This is a genomic window from Colwellia piezophila ATCC BAA-637 (genome assembly GCF_000378625.1).
GTDB classification, from domain to species: Bacteria; Pseudomonadota; Gammaproteobacteria; order Enterobacterales; family Alteromonadaceae; genus Colwellia; species Colwellia piezophila.
In genome coordinates this window covers 25604-44959 of the sequence record NZ_KB905169.1, presented here as the reverse complement: position 1 = coordinate 44959, position 19356 = coordinate 25604, and the positions used below count along the sequence as shown (strand labels likewise).

Below are 19356 nucleotides of genomic sequence, written 5' to 3'. Positions count from 1 at the left end.
TTGTAGAGCTCCTTCCAGAATATGATTGTCCGAAAATAACTTTTCTTTTCGTGCTCTTTATAAGTGAGATTCGTAATAACTTGCATCAAGTTTTCTTGTGTATAACAACCTTAGCCAGAAATCATTTAATATTAATCTAGCAGGGGTATTTGAGGGGGTTAAAAATAGAGATTTATCAGTATTAGGAATAGTCTCTTGTTTTATTAACCCTTGGTTGATTTCCATAAACGCTATTGCTTGGGGGAGATAATCAAACTGATGAGAACTTATGCATTCGCCTAATTCATTTTTTAATTCGAACTGCAAATCCGCTTTTATTTCTGCTTCTGTTTGACCTTTTTCAAGTACTATTTTGAAATTACTCATTTTGTTTTACCTTGTTTTAAAATAGGTTGATTTTCTTAAAAACTATATTGTTGTGGTGAACATGAACATGAACATGAACATTGAAGAAAAAACTTGTTCTTTAATGGGTGAAATAAAGGTGGCGACTTATTTCTTATAAATGCTATATAAGCCGCTTAACGTTAAACTTCTGTTAGGCATAGGCATAGGCATATGATTAAAAAATATTAACCTGGTTCATCTAAAGTGAGGAAGCGTTGATTCTTTTTTGTTGAAAATAACCAACTTTTGTTGTCAGGAAATTCTTCATAAACATTAATCTCTACCACAATGTCGTTTTTTATTTTTGTTGTTGCCCATAAAGGACTTATATTGTTGAAAGTTACGTATTCATAACCGTCTTGACGGGTGTGCTCAATATCAAAATCTTGTCCTTCAATTTGATAAGCAATATAAAAATTCAGTCTACTTTTTGATAGTTCATAGTGTCCGTGCCCAGAGACTATTCCTGCTTTATAATTGAAATCAATGCGTTCATAATTTTCACCATGAGCACCTTCTTGAATATCAATACCGTCAAGGTTACAAACTTGTTGAAATACTTCTGCTGCCTTCATTATTACTCTCCAATTACTTATGAATGTTCTTAATGGCTTATTTTTGTACTATTTTTGAAAAATTATCTTCTTTAACTTGCATGATGAGTTCCTTTTTATTTGGATTACTTATTTTGTAAAATAATATTATCTATGGCTCCTGACTATCTTCGTCCGATTAATTTAAAAAATTTAAATAAGTTAACATTTAGATAAATATTAAATGAAACCTAATCATTGTTTTGTTGGAGCGCGTGATAGTGATTGTTCCTGCAATAATGATATTAGATAGGTACGACACTTTCTTAAGCGTGATTTTTTATTTACTTTAGTCAGTTTATTAGCCATTCGCACAACTTGCTTAGTGGTTTAATAATGAAAAACATCTGATAAAAAGTTAATATTTATTTATAAACGCTTTTAAATTAATTTCAGACTCCGATTGTCTTCTTTCAATGTAAAGATACTTTATCGAATACGTTGAAAGGGTAAAACATGATTGAAATAAATACTAAAACGGATATTGATTTAAACATTAATAAAAATGATGAAACTCATCAAAGTCATAAAGGTAAGGGGGTAGATGGGAATTCTCATGGTGTTAGTTCTAATACATTAACCATAGGAATAACAGGAGAGCTTGCTAACCAACATCACCAGATTTGTGAGTTTCTTTCAAAGCTTCATGAACATCATTGCCAAGAAATGAATATTAAAATACTTTTATTGGCTAGCTGTGAACATGGACGATTAATTCCTTTATTAAGTCAATTTACTCAACAAGGTTTAACCTTTAATAAAGTCGTGATGACGCAATATCAGCAATTAGTTGACGTTACTAAGGTCATGCAGCCCGATATTGTAATGACAACTGATACGGTATTTGCTGAGCAATTAGAAGGTAATAGTTTGCCTGTTATTGTTGTTGATCAAAATGAAAATAATAGAGTGCTAGGAAAACAGTTACATTTTTCCTTTGACGGTGACGCCGTGCTTTTTTGCCATAATGCACAGACAATTGCCGATCAACAGGGTATTGCTGCATTTGAAGAACATGAACAAAAATACGCTGGTATTGAGATGGGCAAAGGGGTGTTATATAACTTTATAAAAAAAATAGATGTTCTTCAAAATGTTAACAAAGGTATTAAATGGTCTTTAGTAACAGCTCGTGGAGGAAAAGCACTTAAACGTGCTATGCATACAATAGAACAGTGGCAGTTGTCTCCTTCACAATGCTTTTTTATGGAGGGTAGTGATAAAACACCTATTTTAAAAATTATTGATAGCGATATTTTTTTTGATGATCACCCTAAACACTGCCAACGGGCAAGTGGTCATATGTTGGTTGGGCATGTGCAAGTAGGCAGTCAAACTAACTGAATTTTGGATACTAGCTACAGTAGTTATGTGAGAACCAAGTGTTGATTAAGTTTGTTAATTTTACAGTACAGCACTGTGATGTAACGTACTAATTTTAGGAGTTTATTTATGGAACACTACGTATATATTTTATTTGATACACGTAACGATAAAGTCTTTTATGTAGGTAAAGGACAAGGGTTAAGAATTGATGCACATGAGAACGATATTCAAGAATCTGCAAAAGTAGAAATGATCAAATCTTTAAAACAACAAGATTTTTATGGTAAGCGGGTTATAGGTAGATTTGAAACGAATAATGAAGCCCGTTCTGTTGAATCTGTGCTTATAAAGTGGATGTATGGTTTTTATAATTTAACTAACATGGTCCATGGCTTTCGTTCGGTAAATATAAGACCAGAAGGCGATTTAGAAGCGTTACAGGGATTAGATGTAGAGCGAAAAATAAACTTACGAGATGGCAGTTACACCCAAGATCATGAAGATAAAATAATACGTAATTCTGTCTTTGAAAAACTATTAAACGTAAACCAAATCGCTCATGACGTACTGGGTGACAGTTATATAATAGGTGAACCAGATTTAAGATTAGCGCAAGATCCAACAGTGTTTATATATAAAGAAGGTTGGCCAGCTAGAATTAGGTTGAAGATAGGAACGTCGGGTAAAAAGGTAAGCCCTGCGTTCTTTCTCGTTTCGTCTACCCAACGGAAATTATTTATTGAATTTATCGAAAAATTTGACTTGCGAGTGAGTAACCCTACCGCTACGGCATTCATTTTATGGAAAAAACTTGTAAATGCTGAGGTAGTAACGAGTTCTACTGCTTATGAACCAGAAGCCGAAGATAACCATTCGATTAGAAGTTTGATTACAGAAATGGCAGATTTTCTCAATAACAGTTAACACTTACGTATAGAAATATAAGTTATTAAATTAACAATACTCTATATGCGAGATATCTTATCTATTGAAATATTATTAATAAAAAGGTTTATACATGTCTGCTAACAACTTTATAACTGAAGAAATAAAACACGTAATACAACGTTGTGAAAAGGATGAATTTAAACAACTTGCTTATGCGATTTTGAATAAAACAAAAGCAAGTAATCCTGGTTTAAGTTTTTGGACAACAAATACTAATAGAGGTGATGTAAGAACAGGCGTGAAGCATGATGGACATAAAGCCATAAGATGTGATTACTGCATTAGGCCTGCTAAGGAAGAAATCAAAATAAACTTTACTCATCCTTATTTATTAAAAACGCTTGGGGAAGGTTACACCGACAAATCAATTCAGTATCATTTAGGTAAAAACAAGTTGGAGTGTTTTAACATTGTTAACGGTCCTACAGCCGATACTTATGAGATAAGAACAACAATTAATGATAGTACAATGCCCTCCATTAATAAGCTGTTAGAAAAACTTAAGTCTTTTCCTACAACCTCTAAATAGACACTGATATAACTAGTTACTATTGGACCTACAGTAGCGTTCATCTCTGGATTCACCGTCACATTCAAAGGGCTGCACAATGTGCAGCCCTTTCTGGTATTAGACACTTCCGACACTTTCAGAATATAACCGCTATTTCAGTATTTCTAGCGGTAAATATCGTCCAGCTCGCCGTTTTTAAGCTTTTTATTGACTGTCTTTAAACAGAGCTGTGCATGGCTGATCACTTCCTGCATGTTTTCAAAACAACGACGGTCATTTTTTCCGTAGGCAAAGAAAGTCAGTACCACTTGTTGGCCCATGCCGCCGGTATCTACTTTATCGCCGAGCGCGAGATAACAAGTGGCGGATTGTGATAGGCAAATGGCGCCAGCACGAAAGCCTATTTTGGTGCTGGCAACGCTTTGCAGTATATTTTGCATTAACCAGTCGATGCTTCGCTGCTGACAGTTTTCTTCAATTTCGCGAAACAATATCATTAATCGGGCACTGCATTTTTTAGCATAGGGGTATTGTTTATCGGGATTTTCTTCTACGGCATTAAAGGTGCAGTCATTACTTTCTAACAATGATGATGAACTATTAAGCCATTCGACCAGCGAATAGAAAGTATCGACAAAGGGCCATTGTTCAAAGGGCTGAAAATCTTCCAGCGAGCTGCGTATCAGATTTGGATTTTTCTTGAAATCCATATAAATACTGTTTTCGTCCGTGATCATCGATGTCCAAGGATGAGATCTGCCTTCGGTGTGCTCGGTTTGCTTGGCTGTAAAAGCGTCCACGGTTTAACCCTTTAATATTGATGGTGACCAAAACACTGAACATGAAGATTCGCTCGAGAAGCAGTGCTTGGTGTAAATTTAATGAGAGCCATATATTAACAGCAAAGAGATAAATAAAAAACGTCAGAGCTGTTGGTCATTTACTCGTCGCTGTAGTTAAAGCTACGCTGCGTAGGAGAAGAAAGTGATTGCGCTAGCTATATTGTGTCATCAGCTATTAATGGAGTTTTTCCTTTTAAGGCCTATGAATAGGCTAAGAGTTTGTAACTTACCGGCTATATAGTCAGTAAACTTTTAGTTAGTAAATTTGAGGCAAACTTATTGACGCGAGTGTAGGCAATCTTGCTTATTTTCTCTTTAGCATTTTAAAGTTTATACCTCATAAAATAATTAATACTTGAATGGAATTAAAACATACTGTAAGTTCAAATCACTTTCTATTTAATAATTTACTGTGAATTATGATAAAAAATCTAACCAACGTATTGATAGGATTAACGAGTGTGTTGTTAATCTCAAGTTGTGCCTCAAATAAACCACAGCCACTTGAACCCGTGCCTGAGTTAATACCTGGTATTTTAATCGGTTATTTACCACATGAGGTAATACCTGATGGCATCACCTTATTACCTACGGCACCTATTGCTGGTAATGCTGAAGATGAACGCTTAAATACCCTTGTAATAGCTAAACAAGAGGGGGCTAGGTGGGACTTAGCAAACTCAGATGACAATTTGGCGTTTCCTGTAGCGGCCAGTATGTTTTCTTGTGCCATTGATGCACAAATTAGCAAAATAGAAACGCCACAACTTTATCGTTTGTTAAGACGATCAGCAACTGATGCCGGACTATCGACTTATGCGGCTAAGAAGCACTATCAAAAAAAACGTCCCTTTATGATTAATGAAGCAGCGACTTGTGTTCCTGCTAAAGAAAAGCACTTGCGAACCAGTGGCTCTTACCCCTCTGGCCATGCCGCTATTGGTTGGTTATGGGGACAAATCTTTGCTGAAATATCACCCGAGTTCAGCAATAAAGCATTAGCACGTGGTTTGGCGGTGGGGGAAAGTCGCTTAATTTGTAATGTGCATTGGCAAAGTGATGTAGAGGCGGGTCGTACCATGGGCGCGGCAACGTTTGCTAGATTGCATGCCAACTCAGCGTTTACTTCCGCCATGGCAGCAGCAAAATTAGAGATAAGTGCAGTACGCGCTAAAGCATTGAAATCATCGAGAGATTGTCATGTCGAGGCGAATGCTTTACAGCGGTAAAATAACTGGTCACAGGGTATTTGAGTACGCTAATTCGACATATCAGCAACTAACAACAAATACCGATGAAACAAACAACATCTAAGGACTAAAAAGATGAGAACTATTAATGTTTACTAACTTTCAATTTAATACCACTAAAAGCATTATCAGTGAGCCGGGTAGCCTGCGTAATATCGTCGAATATTGTCAAAAGCTAGGGATACATAACCCCTTAATTGTGACCGATCATGGTATTGTTTCTTGTGGTTTACTTACACTTTTACTTAGTCATTTTAATGGCAAACTACCGACGATCATTTACGATAACGTTGTAGCTGACCCACAAGAAAAAATCATCAATGACGCGCTAAAATTAGCCCAAACAAATGATATAGATGGCGTTATTGGTTTTGGTGGTGGTAGCTCTATGGATACTGCCAAGGTTGTCGCAGTCTTAATGAAGTCACCACAATCATTAGCTGATATATATGGTGTTGATCAAGTAGTCGGTAAACGGTTACCCCTAATATTGGTACCGACAACCGCGGGTACTGGCTCTGAAGTCACGCCCATTGCGATAATTACCACGGGTGAAACCACTAAAGCGGGTATTGTTTCATCGCAATTATTGCCCGACATTGCTTTGCTTGATGCCGAGTTAACACTCGGATTGCCAACGGCTGTGACGGCTGCCACGGGTATTGATGCTATGGTACATGCGATAGAAGCATATACCTCAAAAATTAAAAAAAATCCTTATTCAGATATGCTGGCGAAAGAAGCGTTACGTTTACTTTCAGCGAATATCGAAACGGTATGTCGTGATGGAAAAAATATAGCAGCCCGCCAGAATATGTTACTTGGCGCTTGTTTAGCAGGGCAGGCGTTCGCCAATGCTCCCGTAGCCGCGGTGCACGCATTAGCCTATCCATTAGGAGGGCATTTTCATATACCGCACGGCTTAAGCAATTCTTTAGTGCTGCCCCATGTTATGCGTTTTAATAAGAGCCATGCGGCAATACAATATAGTGAATTAGCACCTTGTATCAGTGATGCCATTAATACCAATCAACCCCCGCAAGCAGTTACCGAGGACTTAATTACTTACCTTGAAGATTTGATACAACGCTTAGGGTTACCTAATTCATTAAAAGCGATGAACATCGCCGAAAATAAATTAGCCATGTTGGCCCAAGACGCTATGATGCAAACGCGTTTACTGGTTAATAATCCTAAAGATGTGCTTTATGAAGATGTTTTGGCTATTTACCAAGCCGCTTATGAAAGTCAGTCTGTGGAGAATGAATATGTCTAAAGAAATCCCAATGAAAGCAGACTTTCATTATATAAAAGAAATAACCACGCGTTGGATGGACAATGATGCTTTTGGTCATGTTAACAATGTCACTTATTATTCATACTTCGATACGATTGCTAATAGTTATTTGATAGAACGCGTCGGCATCGATTTTCAAACCAGCCCTGTTATTGCTTTTATCGTAAATTCACAGTGTAGTTATTTTTCCAGTGTTGCTTATCCGGATAAAATATTTGGTGCATTTCGGGTTAATCGTATCGGAAATTCATCGGTTGAGTATGGGGTGGCAATTTTTAAAGCAGGGCAGGAGTCAGCTTCAGCTTACGGAACCATGACCCATGTTTTTGTTGATAGAGAAACTGAAAAGCCGGTGAAAATTGACGGTGTGTTAAAAGCAGCTTTTGAACAAGCGCTAATTACTGTGGGAGAGTAATAAATACCATATCTTCAGATATAGGTAATTATTTTCAGATTTCACCACAAAGAAGTCCTAAATTAGCCATGCATTTACCACCATGATTTTAGTTAAGTGTAGGCCGCCATGCACCTGTGACTGGACAGCCATTCCGTTGGTTTGACTGCCCATTAAATTGGCGTTAAATGACCAATTGAGTGAGATAAATATTTATTATTCTCACCAATACGTGTAGACGTAAATTGGTCTGCCAAATTTATCGGTTCCAATTTGCATAGCACTTTGTGGCCCCATCGATCCTTGGACCCTAGAAGTGAATTCTTTCGCGGTCACTTCGGAATTAGAGCAGTTCACCAGATTAACGGCGGTTGCACCCGCGAGCGTCAGGCGTGTGTAGCCACTCTCATCTTGGCTAGAGTCAATGATAGCTTCGGTGGCTACCCTCATACGTTTCGAACCCGCTAGATTTGACCATATCTCCGTTGTGCCATCAGGGTCAAAAGCGGCGACGTAACCGGTTAACTCAACCTGATCCTGATCGAGATTCATGCCAATTTTCGGGTGAACTTTAAGTGTTTTTTTGTGGGTCTCAAGATCTTCTAAAAGCACTTCGATAAGATCCTCGAAGAGCTTGATTAACTCATCAACGCGCCGTCCGAAGGATTCTTTTTGTCGCTTAGCCCTTTTTTCCAGCTCGGGGATACCACTATCTTCCATTGCCTTGATCTGTCGCAACCATTTAGTCAACGGGCCGGCTGTGGACTCACTGAGGTAATATAGTTTGAGAAACATTCTTTCTTCTTCAGTTAAAGGTATGTAGTCACTTTCTTCGTCCTCTGAAGGTTCTTCGTTGTCGGTTTCTTCTTGTGACGCCTGTTCTTGGCGCCACTTCCAAAGAAGCCATAGTCTATGTTGAAAGCGAGGGACCTTTTTCGCTGCTTTTTTTGCGTTTTCTTCCGATGGTCCACCTTCAATGTCCATATATCCGAGAAATGCTCTGTATGTTATACCCAGCATTTTTTGTGTAATGTCATCAAAAACAAAACCAATAGCACGAAGAATACCAGTGACAATTTTTTTCAGCCCATCTGGAAGGTAATCGTATCCTGGCAGAAGCAGCAGGAGATCGGCCATGAGCTCGCCATACTTAGTATCGTTCAGTGCATCAGGCTCTTCACGGGACCGTTGAATCCTTAACTTAAGCTCTTCAATCTTATCTTTCTTTTCAGCAATACCATTAATTTTATCGATATTTTCTATTAATTTTTCAAGCAGCTCCTCGGCTTGTTTCAAATGATCAGCAATGTCACCTGTACTCAGTCCTGAACTAGGCATCATTTATCTCCTTTAAGGGATAGTGAGGATAAAATATGTATCTACTAATTTTCTGAGTGGCAAGATAACTTAGACAGGAGATTCTTTAGGCCCGAAAATTCAATTCGGTAACTTATTCCTTTCGCGTATTGCTAGCCACAGATGTACCAATAAAAGCATTGACTGCAAAACTACCAAGGCTGCCGAGCATAAAATAAAGACAACTTACTCAGCAAAATAAAGTATAGAAGAGATAAAAAACTTTATAAAGTGATGAGTACTTGTTATCCAATTTATTGTGATCTCAACAGAATTTTATTGCCTTCATTTCTATCCTCAACGGGTAGATTATGGCTTGTTGGTTGACCTACATTAGCATGCAAATTGTCTAGCTATTATGCCCAAGATTTGGATAGAATTATCTATCAGGGAACAACATTCAGAATGGAGATTAGAGGGTTAACCTCGCAATCGGAACTGCCCTGGGGCTTCACCAGTCCACCGCTTAAATGCACGTTGAAATGCCGCAGGAGAAGAGAAACCTATCAGGTAGGCAACTTCCCCTAAAGTCAGCGCTGTATCTTTGATGTAGCTTATTGATAAGTCTTTACGGGTATTATTCAATGTTTGTTGAAAACTACTGCCCTCAGTGACTAATTTTCTTCTTACAGTCCATGGAGCCATATTTAATTGTTCAGCTACTTGCGCCAATGTTGGCGTATTGTTATCTAGCTTGTTTTTACTATGGTTATGACTAAGGTTACTATTTGCGAGTAAAGGGCCTATTACTTGGCTTACTTTCTCTTGAAAAGTTAGCCCTAATTCCATTTTTTCTAAGTTGCTATCAGCCTGTCTTTTTAGCAATTCAAATGTAGCTGCACAGTTGCTTTGACAAGGGAGTTTAAGGGCTTCTTTTTTTATAACTAAATAATTTTTAGTTTGATTAAACAATACATCGCAATCAAAAAACTCCTCATATTCTTCTACATAACTAGGAGGTGAAAATTCAAAACAAACCTTTTCAACCACATCAGTGCTAGCAGATAAGCTTTGTAATAACTGATACCAGCTGGATAATAGTGAATCCACGACAAAATAATTATAATCGTTGTATGGAGCTAGAGAATAAAAAGCCATAATACCGCTATTATCATCGCTTAAATAAAATTGAGATTGCCCTCGGACGTTATAGGTGCTTAATGGTTCGTATCGAGCAATTTGATGACATGCTTGATATAAATCTTTAGCCGATAATGCTAATAGACCGGCATAACCTAAATGAGTAGCTGCAGTTGCTCTTCCCATGAGTAATCCTAAACAAGGGTTTTGAGATTTTTTGATACATGCATGACCTAAACGCATAAATTTAGGAATACTTATTCTTGCATCTGGAGAGCACAGCATGGCTTGGCTGATTGAGAATTGTTGCAAAATGTCATCACAATTACAGCCAAGCGCTTTTATCACTTTTAACATCACATCAATATAGGTTGAAGACACATCACCAAGTTTCATTTATTTTCCTTTTAGTCAACTCACAATAAGAAAAAGCAAGCTATGGTCATCGATTTGTCATTATTGGTTATTGCTTGATAGTAGCATTGTCTTTATTGTTAACCAATACCTTAAGACATCGTCTATAAGCCAAAATGAGAAAACAGATGAGCACACCTTACCCACACTTAATGGAGCCGCTAGATTTAGGCTTTATCACTATTAAAAATCGTACCTTAATGGGCTCTATGCACCTAGGTTTAGAAGAAGAAAAAAATGGTTTCGAAAAAATGGCCGCCTTTTATGCTGAAAGAGCCAAAGGAGGCGTTGGCATTATCGTAACGGGTGGCATAACACCTAATTTTGCTGGCTCAGGAATGCCTTTTGCAGCCAAAATGAGTACCAAACGCCATGCAAAAAAGCATCGGGTTATTACCGATGCTGTGCATAAAGAAGGCGGAATAATATGTATGCAAATTCTGCATACAGGTCGTTATGCTTATCAACCTTTTAATGTTGACCCGTCTGGAATTAAATCACCGATTTCACCATTTAAACCTAGAAAGTTAAGTGCTAGAAAAGTTTGGAAAACCGTAAAAGATTACGCTAATTCAGCTTATCACGCCCAATTAGCGGGTTATGATGGCGTTGAAATAATGGGCTCAGAAGGTTATTTAATAAACCAGTTCTTCTGTCTTCGTACTAATACCCGAACAGATGAATGGGGTGGTAGTCTTGAAAATAGAGCACGTTTAGCCATTGAGAGTGTCAAACAAACCCGTGAGTTAGTGGGTGAAAATTTTATTATTATTTACCGCTTATCAATGATCGACTTAGTTGAAGATGGGTCAACTTGGGAAGAAGTTGTATACCTTGCCAAAGCCATCGAAAAAGCTGGCGCCACCATTATTAATACGGGAATTGGTTGGCATGAAGCCCGTGTACCCACGATAGCAACCTCAGTGCCACGAGCTGCTTTTACTTGGATCACCCAGCGAATGAAATCCGTGGTATCTATTCCCTTAATAACGACTAACCGTATCAACACGCCCGAAGTTGCTGAAAAAGTATTAGCCGCAGGTCATGCTGATATGGTTTCTATGGCTCGACCTTTTTTAGCGGATGCAGATTTTGTTAATAAAGCGGCGGCTAATCAAGCTGAAAAGATTAATACTTGTATTGCCTGTAACCAAGCCTGCCTAGACCATGTTTTTGAACGAAAACGTGTGAGTTGTTTGGTTAACCCAAGAGCCTGTTATGAAACAGAATTGAATTTCCCTACGACTAAACAATCAAAGAAAATTGCGGTTGTCGGTGCTGGTCCTGCTGGTTTATCTTTTTCATGTTATGCGGCGGAGCGAGGCCACGAAGTACACTTATTTGATAAAGCCAGTGAGGTTGGAGGGCAATTTAATATTGCTAAACAAGTACCAGGTAAAGAAGAGTTTTTTGAAACAATCCGCTACTTTAGTAATCGGCTAAAAGATACGGGTGTTACGGTTCACCTATCAACTGAAATGGCGGTTGAAGACCTCACTAAACAAGGTTTTGATGAGGTCATTCTGTGTACGGGAATAGTACCCAGAACACCAAAAATTGACGGTATTGAACATGCTAAAGTACTGAATTACCTTGATGTACTACGTGATAAAAAAGCGGTTGGTAAGCGAGTTGCTGTTATTGGCGCGGGTGGTATTGGCTTTGATGTTGCGGAGTTTTTGGTAGAGAAAGAGAGCCTAACGTTATCACCTGAAAAGTGGCTAAAACATTGGGGCATTGATAAAGATTACCAAAACCGAGGTTCGTTAAAACCTGCCGAAGTGACAGAACCCCTACGTGAAGTATATTTATTGCAGCGTAAAAAAACTAAAGTAGGTAAAGGGCTCGGAAAAACAACGGGCTGGATACATAGGTCCAGTTTAAAACATAAAAAGGTACAAATGCTTAATGGTGTAAGTTACGACAAAATCGATGATCAAGGCTTACATATAACTGTCGACGGAAAAGCAAGGGTATTAGAGGTTGATAACGTGATTTTATGTGCAGGACAAAATCCTTTACGTGAATTACAAGAAGGATTAGAGCAAGCAGGTTTATCAGTTCACCTTGTTGGTGGTGCCGATGTTGCAGCAGAGCTTGATGCCAAACGAGCTATTAGGCAAGGGGCTGAATTAGCAGCAGTGATTTAGTATAAGTTTACTAATTGAATTGAGAACATTTTACCTGAGCTCATCAATGCCATGCGACAATAGCCTAGTTAAAATAAAAAGTAAATAATGTCAGTTTTACCCCAAAGAAGCCACTTTCTTAATATGAAAAAGCAGTCACTAGTGGGCTGCTTTGCTTCCAACTGCAGACGGTTGGACTTTAAATTCAATACTCAGGTTAATCTCTTCGCAGGGGAGAGGGATAGTAATTTGAATAAGCTTTTCTTGCCTTATCTGAGCGATATTGAGTACAGCTAAACCAAGCATACCAACCCAATGCCCTTCAGCACACTCTACTGTCACATTACTGTCACATTATGTTGGCATACTCCGTTTCACTTGATCATGTCTGTGTGCACTTTGATAGTAATTGCACAGAGCATGAACTTAAATATTACTTAGTGAAATGGAACTACTCAAAATATGAATATACTACACATCTCTGATATGCACTTTGGGCCTCGTCACTGGCTCGGACAAAATGACTTATTGTTGGAAAAATTGAACAGCTATGCGACGGATATCGTTATCAACACCGGCGACAATACAACGGATGCGCTGGAAAATGAATTTGAAGCTGCTGGGGATTTTTTGAAGGCCATTGATTGCCAACACATCATCTCAATCCCCGGAAATCATGACAAACGAAATATGCGAAGTGCTGACTATTTTCGTCAGTATATCGACGATATCGAGGTTATTCGCCCATTAAAACGTGAAAATTGTAGAAAAAGAAATATTTATCTAGAAGGAAATACCATTGGTATAAAGGAACATTTTACTGACATCAACTTTCTAAAAAAGATCACCATCAATGGTGAGACCCTTTTAATAGTATGCCTCGACTCTAATTCCCTCTATGAAGACAATGGTTTTGTCGATAAGGAAATACTGAGAACAATCTCTGATGCGATTAGTAAAGAAAATTACCATAGAATAATATTACTCAATCATCACTCCATCCTAGACACTGATTCAGACCCTCTTTTCAACTCCAGAATAGTGGTTGAGTTCGTCAGAGAACATAATATAGAACATGTTTTCTGTGGTCATACCCATCATTTGTCAATAATGAGATCAAGCGACCTGTATCACAAACACTCATTCACCCAATATAAGAATGGCTCGTTATCAAGCGGCAATACTCTCAATGATACAAATATGTTTCTGTACTATAAAGATTTTGGCACCAAAACAATGGAAATCCATATCGTTAGAGCCATTGTTGAAAATGGAAGTCTGAGTTTTAAAGAAGAAATAATTACCACCTTCTAGAAATCAGGGCAATGATCACGCTAACATCCTAGACTTTTAAAATGAAAACCATCATCTTTTTTCTATGTTGCAGTGTAGAACCAAGCATTAGTATTATATTACTCATTATTGGTTCGATTAAATTCACTACCATTCACCATTCATCATTCCTTAGGAGATATTAAGCTTTTGAGATGATTACTTCAGTTAAACGAAAAAAATGGTCAAAGCGTGCAAAAAAGGCCGATAATATAGACCTTTAGTGCATTTTAATTACCCATTTGGAAAACTTAGTATGAGCCTTTGATACTCTTCTACAACGACTACCACAGCAAAGATTAACTCCTTGTTGCAATGCCATTAAAGAATATATCAAAGAAATCGATAGAGCCTTGCTCTAAATCTATTTCGTTTGGCGCTATCCCCATATCGGGAATAGATTCTATCGCGCCGGCAATAATGTTCTCTGCCACTAATAAATTAACCGCTTTAACCGTTTTATCACTAATGCCCGAGCGGATCATATCACCAAATAAGTCGCGTACTTCGCTGGCAATCACTTCCATTTCCTTTCTTTTATCAACAGGTAACGACCACATGGTGGCATAACGAATTAACGGTCCTTGATCGCCTAATTGAATGGCAAACATTTTTCGGGCCGCAAAGGCGAGTTTATCAATGGCAGGTATATCCATTGCCATAGTAGTGCTCAATACAGATTGTTCAACACTAAAGGTGCGTTCGATACACTGGATCAATAAGTCTTCTTTATTTTTTATATGATAATAAAAAGCACCCTTGGTCACGCCAAGCGATTTAGCCAGTTCATCAAGGGAGGTGCCTTTAAAACCTTTATGATTAAAGAAACTAGAGCCGACACGTAAAAAAGCTTCCTGCTTTTTACGGTTTTGTTCATTTCGATCAAAACCGGTCGGGGCCGTGTGTTCATCTTCGAAAGACATCGGCTTAAATTCAAAATGTTCGGCACTATTGCTTAGGCCAAATTTGATTATTTTTAACCATTCTTGATAAGCACTTTCACGTTCTTGTTCTGCAACCGAATAGAGCCAAACCGGTAGCCAAAATATATTACCCCAAATAGCATTTGCAGCTTTACCTGGGTGTATAGCATGCATGCTGCCATCTTTTATGCCGGTAATGATGAGATCTTTTATTTGGATAACAAAGTGACGGTAGTGCTGCGATATTTCATCTTGATGGCTTGCTGATAATGACGCGATTTCGGTTAAACCGGCTAAATGGCCTCTGTTGCCTTTAATAATGTCGTTCCAACACTCAAAGTTAAGGCGAAATAGTCTATCAAGTTTATCGATGGCTGAGCCAGGACAAGCCAGTGATTTATTAACGATGATTTGCATTTCAATGCAAGTATTTAAATAACACTGATGAGTGAGCTCTTCTTTGGTTTTAACATAATAATAAAGACTGGTTTTGGTCAGATTTAGCTTGTCTGCAATTTGTGAGAGCGTTGTACCACGTGTGCCTTGCACGTTAAATAATTCTGAAGCAGCAGAAAGAATCGTTTTATATTTTTGATCATGTTGATTCGTTTTACTAAAAGGAGAGCTAATTTTATTTTTGTCAGAATATGCCATGAGATCTCAACAGTTATTTTATTTTTATAATTATTATTTTAATATTTTTTGAAAAGGTAAGTAATTATACCCAGAGTTCGATTTTATTGTATGTCATATAACAGCAATGTTCAATCTAGCCTTGATATCAGTCGTTAATACTCCACTAAGTTATTGTTTTATAGATATTCATTTAGTTGTTTTGTCACGAAAAAGTACGGTTGAAAAGCCGCGGATAGATAAATCAATGTCACTATTGTACTTGAAAGATATTAAAACATACTGTAAGTTCAAATTAGCATTAAGAGAGTACCTAAAGTCTGCATCATTGACTTTACTACCGACTGCCAATTAAAAAGAGAATCAGTAATGCAAAATATGGTATTGCAAAATCAAGACATAAAAATTGACCACGCATCGACAAAGTCAGTGCTAGTTGAGTTATTTGGATTAACTGCTCAAGGGCAGCCCTTTGAAGTTATTGATAAAGTCAGAGAAGATATTAACTATCAAGCCTTTGCTACCTTGCCTGAAAACTTAAAGGCAATGTTCAAAACCTCAGCAGATACCTATGGTGACGCCGACTTTATTGTTTTTAAAGATGAGCGCCACAGTTTTAAGGGCCTTTATCAACAAGCGAGTGAGTTTGCCTATGCTTTGGTTGAGCAGTATCAAATATCTGCGGGTGATAGAGTGACCATCTCTATGCGTAATTATCCAGAATGGATAGTGGCATTTATGGCGATTACCAGTATTGGTGCTATCGCTGTCCCATTAAATGCCTGGTGGACACAAGACGAGTTTGCTCAAGTCATAGGACATTGTGATGCTACATTAGCTATCGTTGATGACAAACGGTACGATTTACTTTCAAGTTGTTTAGCAGAACATAATACCCCGGTCATTATTGCTCGCCCGTCGTTAGCGCAACGTACTAGCTTAAAAGCCAATGTTGAAAGCTTTGAAGAATTGATTGCGAAGTACAAAGGCCAAGTTATGCCAGAAGTAGCGGTTGGCAGTGACGCCATCGCGACTATTTTTTATACCTCAGGCTCAACGGGATCGCCTAAAGGCGCAGTGTCTAGCCATGAAAGCATTTTAACGGCGATAAATACCTGGGTTATGTTAGGTGCTTCGGCCTCGGCTGCCAATAGCAAACAAAATATCCAGCCCTCCGTTAATGCTCCCGTTGCCTTAATGACCGTACCGCTATTTCACGTTACCGGTTGTCATACACTGTTTCTACTTTCGATGATTATTGGCCGTAAAACTATCATGATGACGTATTGGGAGCCTGAAGAAGCTTTACGTCTGATAGAAAAAGAAAAGATCACATACTTCAATGGTGTACCCACTATGTCGATGGAGTTGATGAATCATCCAAATAAATCTCAATACGACTTAAGCTCGCTCAATGATATTTGTGCAGGCGGCGCAGCTAGGCCACCAGAGCATGTCCGTAAAATTTATGACTCATTCAAATCAGGTAATCCAAGCTGTGGTTATGGTTTAACTGAAACGAATGCTTTGGGCGCGGTGAACGGCGCGGTTGATTATGTGCAAAAGCCCAACAGTGCCGGTTTACCGACACCGCCAATTGTTGAAGTAAAGATACTTGATGAAGCAGGTAATTCACTTGCTGTAGGTGAGCAGGGCGAAATTGTCATTAAAACCATGGCCAATATATTGGGCTATTGGCGCAATCCTGAAGCGACTGAGGCTGCGTTTACTGACGGCTATTTTAGAACGGGTGATTTAGGCTTTTTAGATGAGGACGGCTTTATTTATATCGTCGACCGCGCTAAAGATATCATCATCCGAGGTGGTGAAAATATTGCCTGTTTAGAAGTCGAAGCATGCCTTTATAAACATGCTTTGGTTGGCGAAGTGTCAGTATTTGCTTTACCGGATGAACGATTAGGGGAAGTGGTTGGCGCAGTGGTTTATGTTGGCAATACATCTGCAGAAATATCCGAAACAATACTGCAAGCCTTTGTTGCCGAGCATTTAGCAAAATTTAAAGTGCCCAGTAAAGTCTGGATTATCAATGAAAACTTACCGCGTTTAGGCTCAGGGAAAATTGATAAACGCACCTTAAAAGAAACATATATTACTAATTTATAAAAGGCACACTCATGGCAACCACCATCAATGCAAAAAACTTACCTGAATACGTTGGGAAAACAGTAGGAACCTCATCGTGGTTCACTATCACGCAACAGCAAATAGATACCTTTGGCGATGCTACACATGATCACCAGTTTATTCATGTTGACCCGGTAAAAGCCAAAGAAACACCGTTTGGCGGCACCATTGCTCACGGGTTTTTATCCTTATCGTTATTGTCTGCAATTTCTTATGAAGCAGGTTTACAGTTAGAAAACATGACCATGGGTTTAAATTATGGTTTTGAGAAAGTTCGTTTCTTACAACCCGTACCGGTCAACAGCAAGGTAAGAGGAAAAATGACTTTGTCTGAATATACCGAAAAACGACCGGGACAGTTTTTATTTAATTGGTTGGTTGAAGTTGAAATTGAAGGGGCAAGTAAACTCGCCTTAACTGCGCAGTGGTTAACGATGACAATGATAAGTATACCCGTCCCACCTCAAAGTGCAGTTTCAGAGCTAAGCTAGGAAATCAGAGCAAGGCGCGTTACGCAGATAATGGTTACTCCCTTATCAAGTATCGCAACGCTGAACTGATGATCTAGCTTAACTCCCTACGGGCAAGCCGATAAAGGGTCATCTACGGCGTTATTGATTTAGACAATAGAATAACTATTTTCTTCAATCAATGCCTTGTACCTGACCCTTTCTCGACTTGCTGAAATCTGTATGTTGAAGTGTGATGGGTATGAATAGTCACCTAGGTGACAATATGGTTAGCAAATTCAACGTAGCCTAGTGTTAGCAGTATTACTTATTTTCTATTTATGAAAGACTAAATAAAAATACAAAAACAAAATAATTCAAATTTTAAAGAGGTTTTTATGTCAGTACAATATAACAATCAAGTAGCAATTGTTACAGGTGCAGGTGTCGGTTTAGGTCGTTCTCATGCCTTAGCATTAGCAGCACGTGGCGCTAAAGTCGTCGTCAATGATCTTGGTGGTAAAGACGGTTCATTATCAGCGGTATCATTAGCGGTTGTTGCTGAAATTGAAGCGGCTGGTGGCGAAGCAATGGCACATGGTGCCAATGTTGCTGATATGGCGCAAGTACAAGATATGATTGAACAAACCATGGAAAAATGGGGTCGTGTTGATATTTTAGTTAACAATGCTGGTATTTTACGTGACAAGTCTTTTGGCAATATGCCTATTGAAGATTTCAAGCTAGTGGTTGATGTACATTTGATGGGTGCAGCTAACTGTTCAAAAGCGGTATGGAATATCATGAAAGCTCAGCAATACGGTCGTATTGTGATGACAACGTCTTCATCAGGTTTATACGGTAATTTTGGTCAAGCAAACTATGGCGCGGCAAAAATGGCCGTAGTAGGTCTGATGAATACCTTATGTATCGAAGGTGAAAAATACGGTATTAAAGTTAATTGCTTATCACCAACAGCGCGCACAGCAATGACTGAAGATTTAATTGAAGACAAACGTGTATTAGAAATGATGACAGTAGAATCAGTAACAACTGGTTTATTAGCATTAGTTGCTGAAAACTGTCCAAATAGAGCTGTTTTAGGCTGTGGCGCTGGCGGTTATGCACGTGCAGTAATCAAAGAAACAGAGGGTATTTACTTATCACCTGAACAACAAACACCTGAAAATATCCTAGCGAAATGGGATGAGTTAGAAGACGAATCTAGCAGCAAAGAATTGAAAGCGGGTTGGATGCAAACCAACAAATATGTAGCAAAAGCAGCTGCTTTTCTAAGCATTGACCTAACTGCTAAGTAACATCGACCTAAGCGCGAAAGAACATCGA

At 38.4% G+C, this 19356-nt stretch carries 17 protein-coding genes; 11 read left to right on the top strand and 6 right to left on the bottom strand.

The genetic code is table 11. From position 1 onward, the window contains the following. Positions 1 to 57: 57 nt before the first annotated feature. Together F580_RS0116490 and F580_RS0116485 are read right to left on the bottom strand one after the other, a co-directional pair. On the bottom strand, positions 58 to 366 hold the full coding sequence (locus F580_RS0116490; RefSeq protein WP_019028855.1) for a hypothetical protein: 309 nt from the start codon (positions 364 to 366) through the stop codon (positions 58 to 60). Between the two features lie 206 nt (positions 367 to 572). Continuing rightward, a complete protein-coding gene (locus tag F580_RS0116485; protein WP_019028854.1) occupies positions 573 to 962 on the bottom strand; it encodes a hypothetical protein in 390 nt (129 codons plus the stop codon). Between the two features lie 474 nt (positions 963 to 1436). On the opposite strand from F580_RS0116485, the gene F580_RS0116480 reads away from it, so the two are divergent. The 3 genes from F580_RS0116480 (at position 1437) to F580_RS0116470 (ending at position 3783) form a co-directional block, all read left to right on the top strand. Next, entirely contained in the window at positions 1437 to 2324 is an 888-nt protein-coding gene (locus F580_RS0116480) for a 5'-nucleotidase (RefSeq protein ID WP_019028853.1), read from the top strand. Positions 2325 to 2432: 108 nt separating this feature from the next. Then, the gene (locus F580_RS0116475) at positions 2433 to 3230 is read left to right on the top strand and encodes a GIY-YIG nuclease family protein (protein ID WP_019028852.1); all 798 of its coding nucleotides are present in this window, start codon (positions 2433 to 2435) and stop codon (positions 3228 to 3230) included. A 94-nt stretch (positions 3231 to 3324) separates the two neighbouring features. Beyond that, positions 3325 to 3783 carry a hypothetical protein gene (locus tag F580_RS0116470; RefSeq protein ID WP_019028851.1) on the top strand — a complete coding sequence of 153 codons (459 nt, stop codon included), beginning with the start codon at positions 3325 to 3327 and terminating at the stop codon, positions 3781 to 3783. A 146-nt stretch (positions 3784 to 3929) separates the two neighbouring features. Here F580_RS0116470 and F580_RS0116465 read toward each other — a convergent pair whose 3' ends face one another. Beyond that, positions 3930 to 4565 (bottom strand): hypothetical protein, encoded by a 636-nt coding sequence (locus F580_RS0116465; RefSeq protein WP_019028850.1) that lies wholly within the window; start codon positions 4563 to 4565, stop codon positions 3930 to 3932. A 503-nt stretch (positions 4566 to 5068) separates the two neighbouring features. Here F580_RS0116465 and F580_RS0116460 point away from each other — a divergent pair. From F580_RS0116460 to F580_RS0116450, 3 genes are all read left to right on the top strand, one after another. Then, on the top strand, positions 5069 to 5836 hold the full coding sequence (locus tag F580_RS0116460) for an acid phosphatase (protein ID WP_019028849.1): 768 nt from the start codon (positions 5069 to 5071) through the stop codon (positions 5834 to 5836). Between the two features lie 109 nt (positions 5837 to 5945). Next, entirely contained in the window at positions 5946 to 7133 is a 1188-nt protein-coding gene (locus F580_RS0116455) for an iron-containing alcohol dehydrogenase (RefSeq protein WP_019028848.1), read from the top strand. After that, on the top strand, positions 7126 to 7569 hold the full coding sequence (locus tag F580_RS0116450; RefSeq protein WP_019028847.1) for an acyl-CoA thioesterase: 444 nt from the start codon (positions 7126 to 7128) through the stop codon (positions 7567 to 7569). Before F580_RS0116455 ends, F580_RS0116450 begins: the two co-directional genes overlap by 8 nt. A 201-nt stretch (positions 7570 to 7770) precedes the next feature. On the opposite strand, the gene F580_RS0116445 is transcribed toward F580_RS0116450, so the two are convergent. Together F580_RS0116445 and F580_RS0116440 are read right to left on the bottom strand one after the other, a co-directional pair. Further along, positions 7771 to 8889, bottom strand: a complete 1119-nt coding sequence (locus F580_RS0116445) for a hypothetical protein (RefSeq protein ID WP_157443149.1) — start codon at positions 8887 to 8889, stop codon at positions 7771 to 7773. Positions 8890 to 9324: 435 nt separating this feature from the next. Further along, positions 9325 to 10380 carry an AraC family transcriptional regulator gene (locus F580_RS0116440; RefSeq protein WP_019028845.1) on the bottom strand — a complete coding sequence of 352 codons (1056 nt, stop codon included), beginning with the start codon at positions 10378 to 10380 and terminating at the stop codon, positions 9325 to 9327. A 146-nt stretch (positions 10381 to 10526) separates the two neighbouring features. Between F580_RS0116440 and F580_RS0116435 the strand changes: the two genes are divergently transcribed. Together F580_RS0116435 and F580_RS0116425 are read left to right on the top strand one after the other, a co-directional pair. Further along, on the top strand, positions 10527 to 12548 hold the full coding sequence (locus F580_RS0116435; RefSeq protein ID WP_019028844.1) for an NADPH-dependent 2,4-dienoyl-CoA reductase: 2022 nt from the start codon (positions 10527 to 10529) through the stop codon (positions 12546 to 12548). A gap of 441 nt (positions 12549 to 12989) precedes the next feature. Further along, positions 12990 to 13841: a metallophosphoesterase family protein gene (locus F580_RS0116425; RefSeq protein ID WP_019028842.1), complete on the top strand. Its 852-nt coding sequence runs from the start codon at positions 12990 to 12992 to the stop codon at positions 13839 to 13841. A 317-nt stretch (positions 13842 to 14158) separates the two neighbouring features. On the opposite strand, the gene F580_RS0116420 is transcribed toward F580_RS0116425, so the two are convergent. Further along, positions 14159 to 15436 carry a TetR/AcrR family transcriptional regulator gene (locus F580_RS0116420; RefSeq protein ID WP_019028841.1) on the bottom strand — a complete coding sequence of 426 codons (1278 nt, stop codon included), beginning with the start codon at positions 15434 to 15436 and terminating at the stop codon, positions 14159 to 14161. A gap of 348 nt (positions 15437 to 15784) precedes the next feature. On the opposite strand from F580_RS0116420, the gene F580_RS0116415 reads away from it, so the two are divergent. The 3 genes from F580_RS0116415 (at position 15785) to F580_RS0116405 (ending at position 19328) form a co-directional block, all read left to right on the top strand. Further along, positions 15785 to 17539 (top strand): class I adenylate-forming enzyme family protein, encoded by a 1755-nt coding sequence (locus tag F580_RS0116415; RefSeq protein WP_019028840.1) that lies wholly within the window; start codon positions 15785 to 15787, stop codon positions 17537 to 17539. A gap of 11 nt (positions 17540 to 17550) precedes the next feature. Beyond that, positions 17551 to 18051: a MaoC family dehydratase gene (locus tag F580_RS0116410; RefSeq protein WP_019028839.1), complete on the top strand. Its 501-nt coding sequence runs from the start codon at positions 17551 to 17553 to the stop codon at positions 18049 to 18051. Between the two features lie 356 nt (positions 18052 to 18407). Next, positions 18408 to 19328, top strand: a complete 921-nt coding sequence (locus F580_RS0116405; protein WP_019028838.1) for an SDR family NAD(P)-dependent oxidoreductase — start codon at positions 18408 to 18410, stop codon at positions 19326 to 19328. The last annotated feature ends 28 nt before the right edge of the window (positions 19329 to 19356 follow it).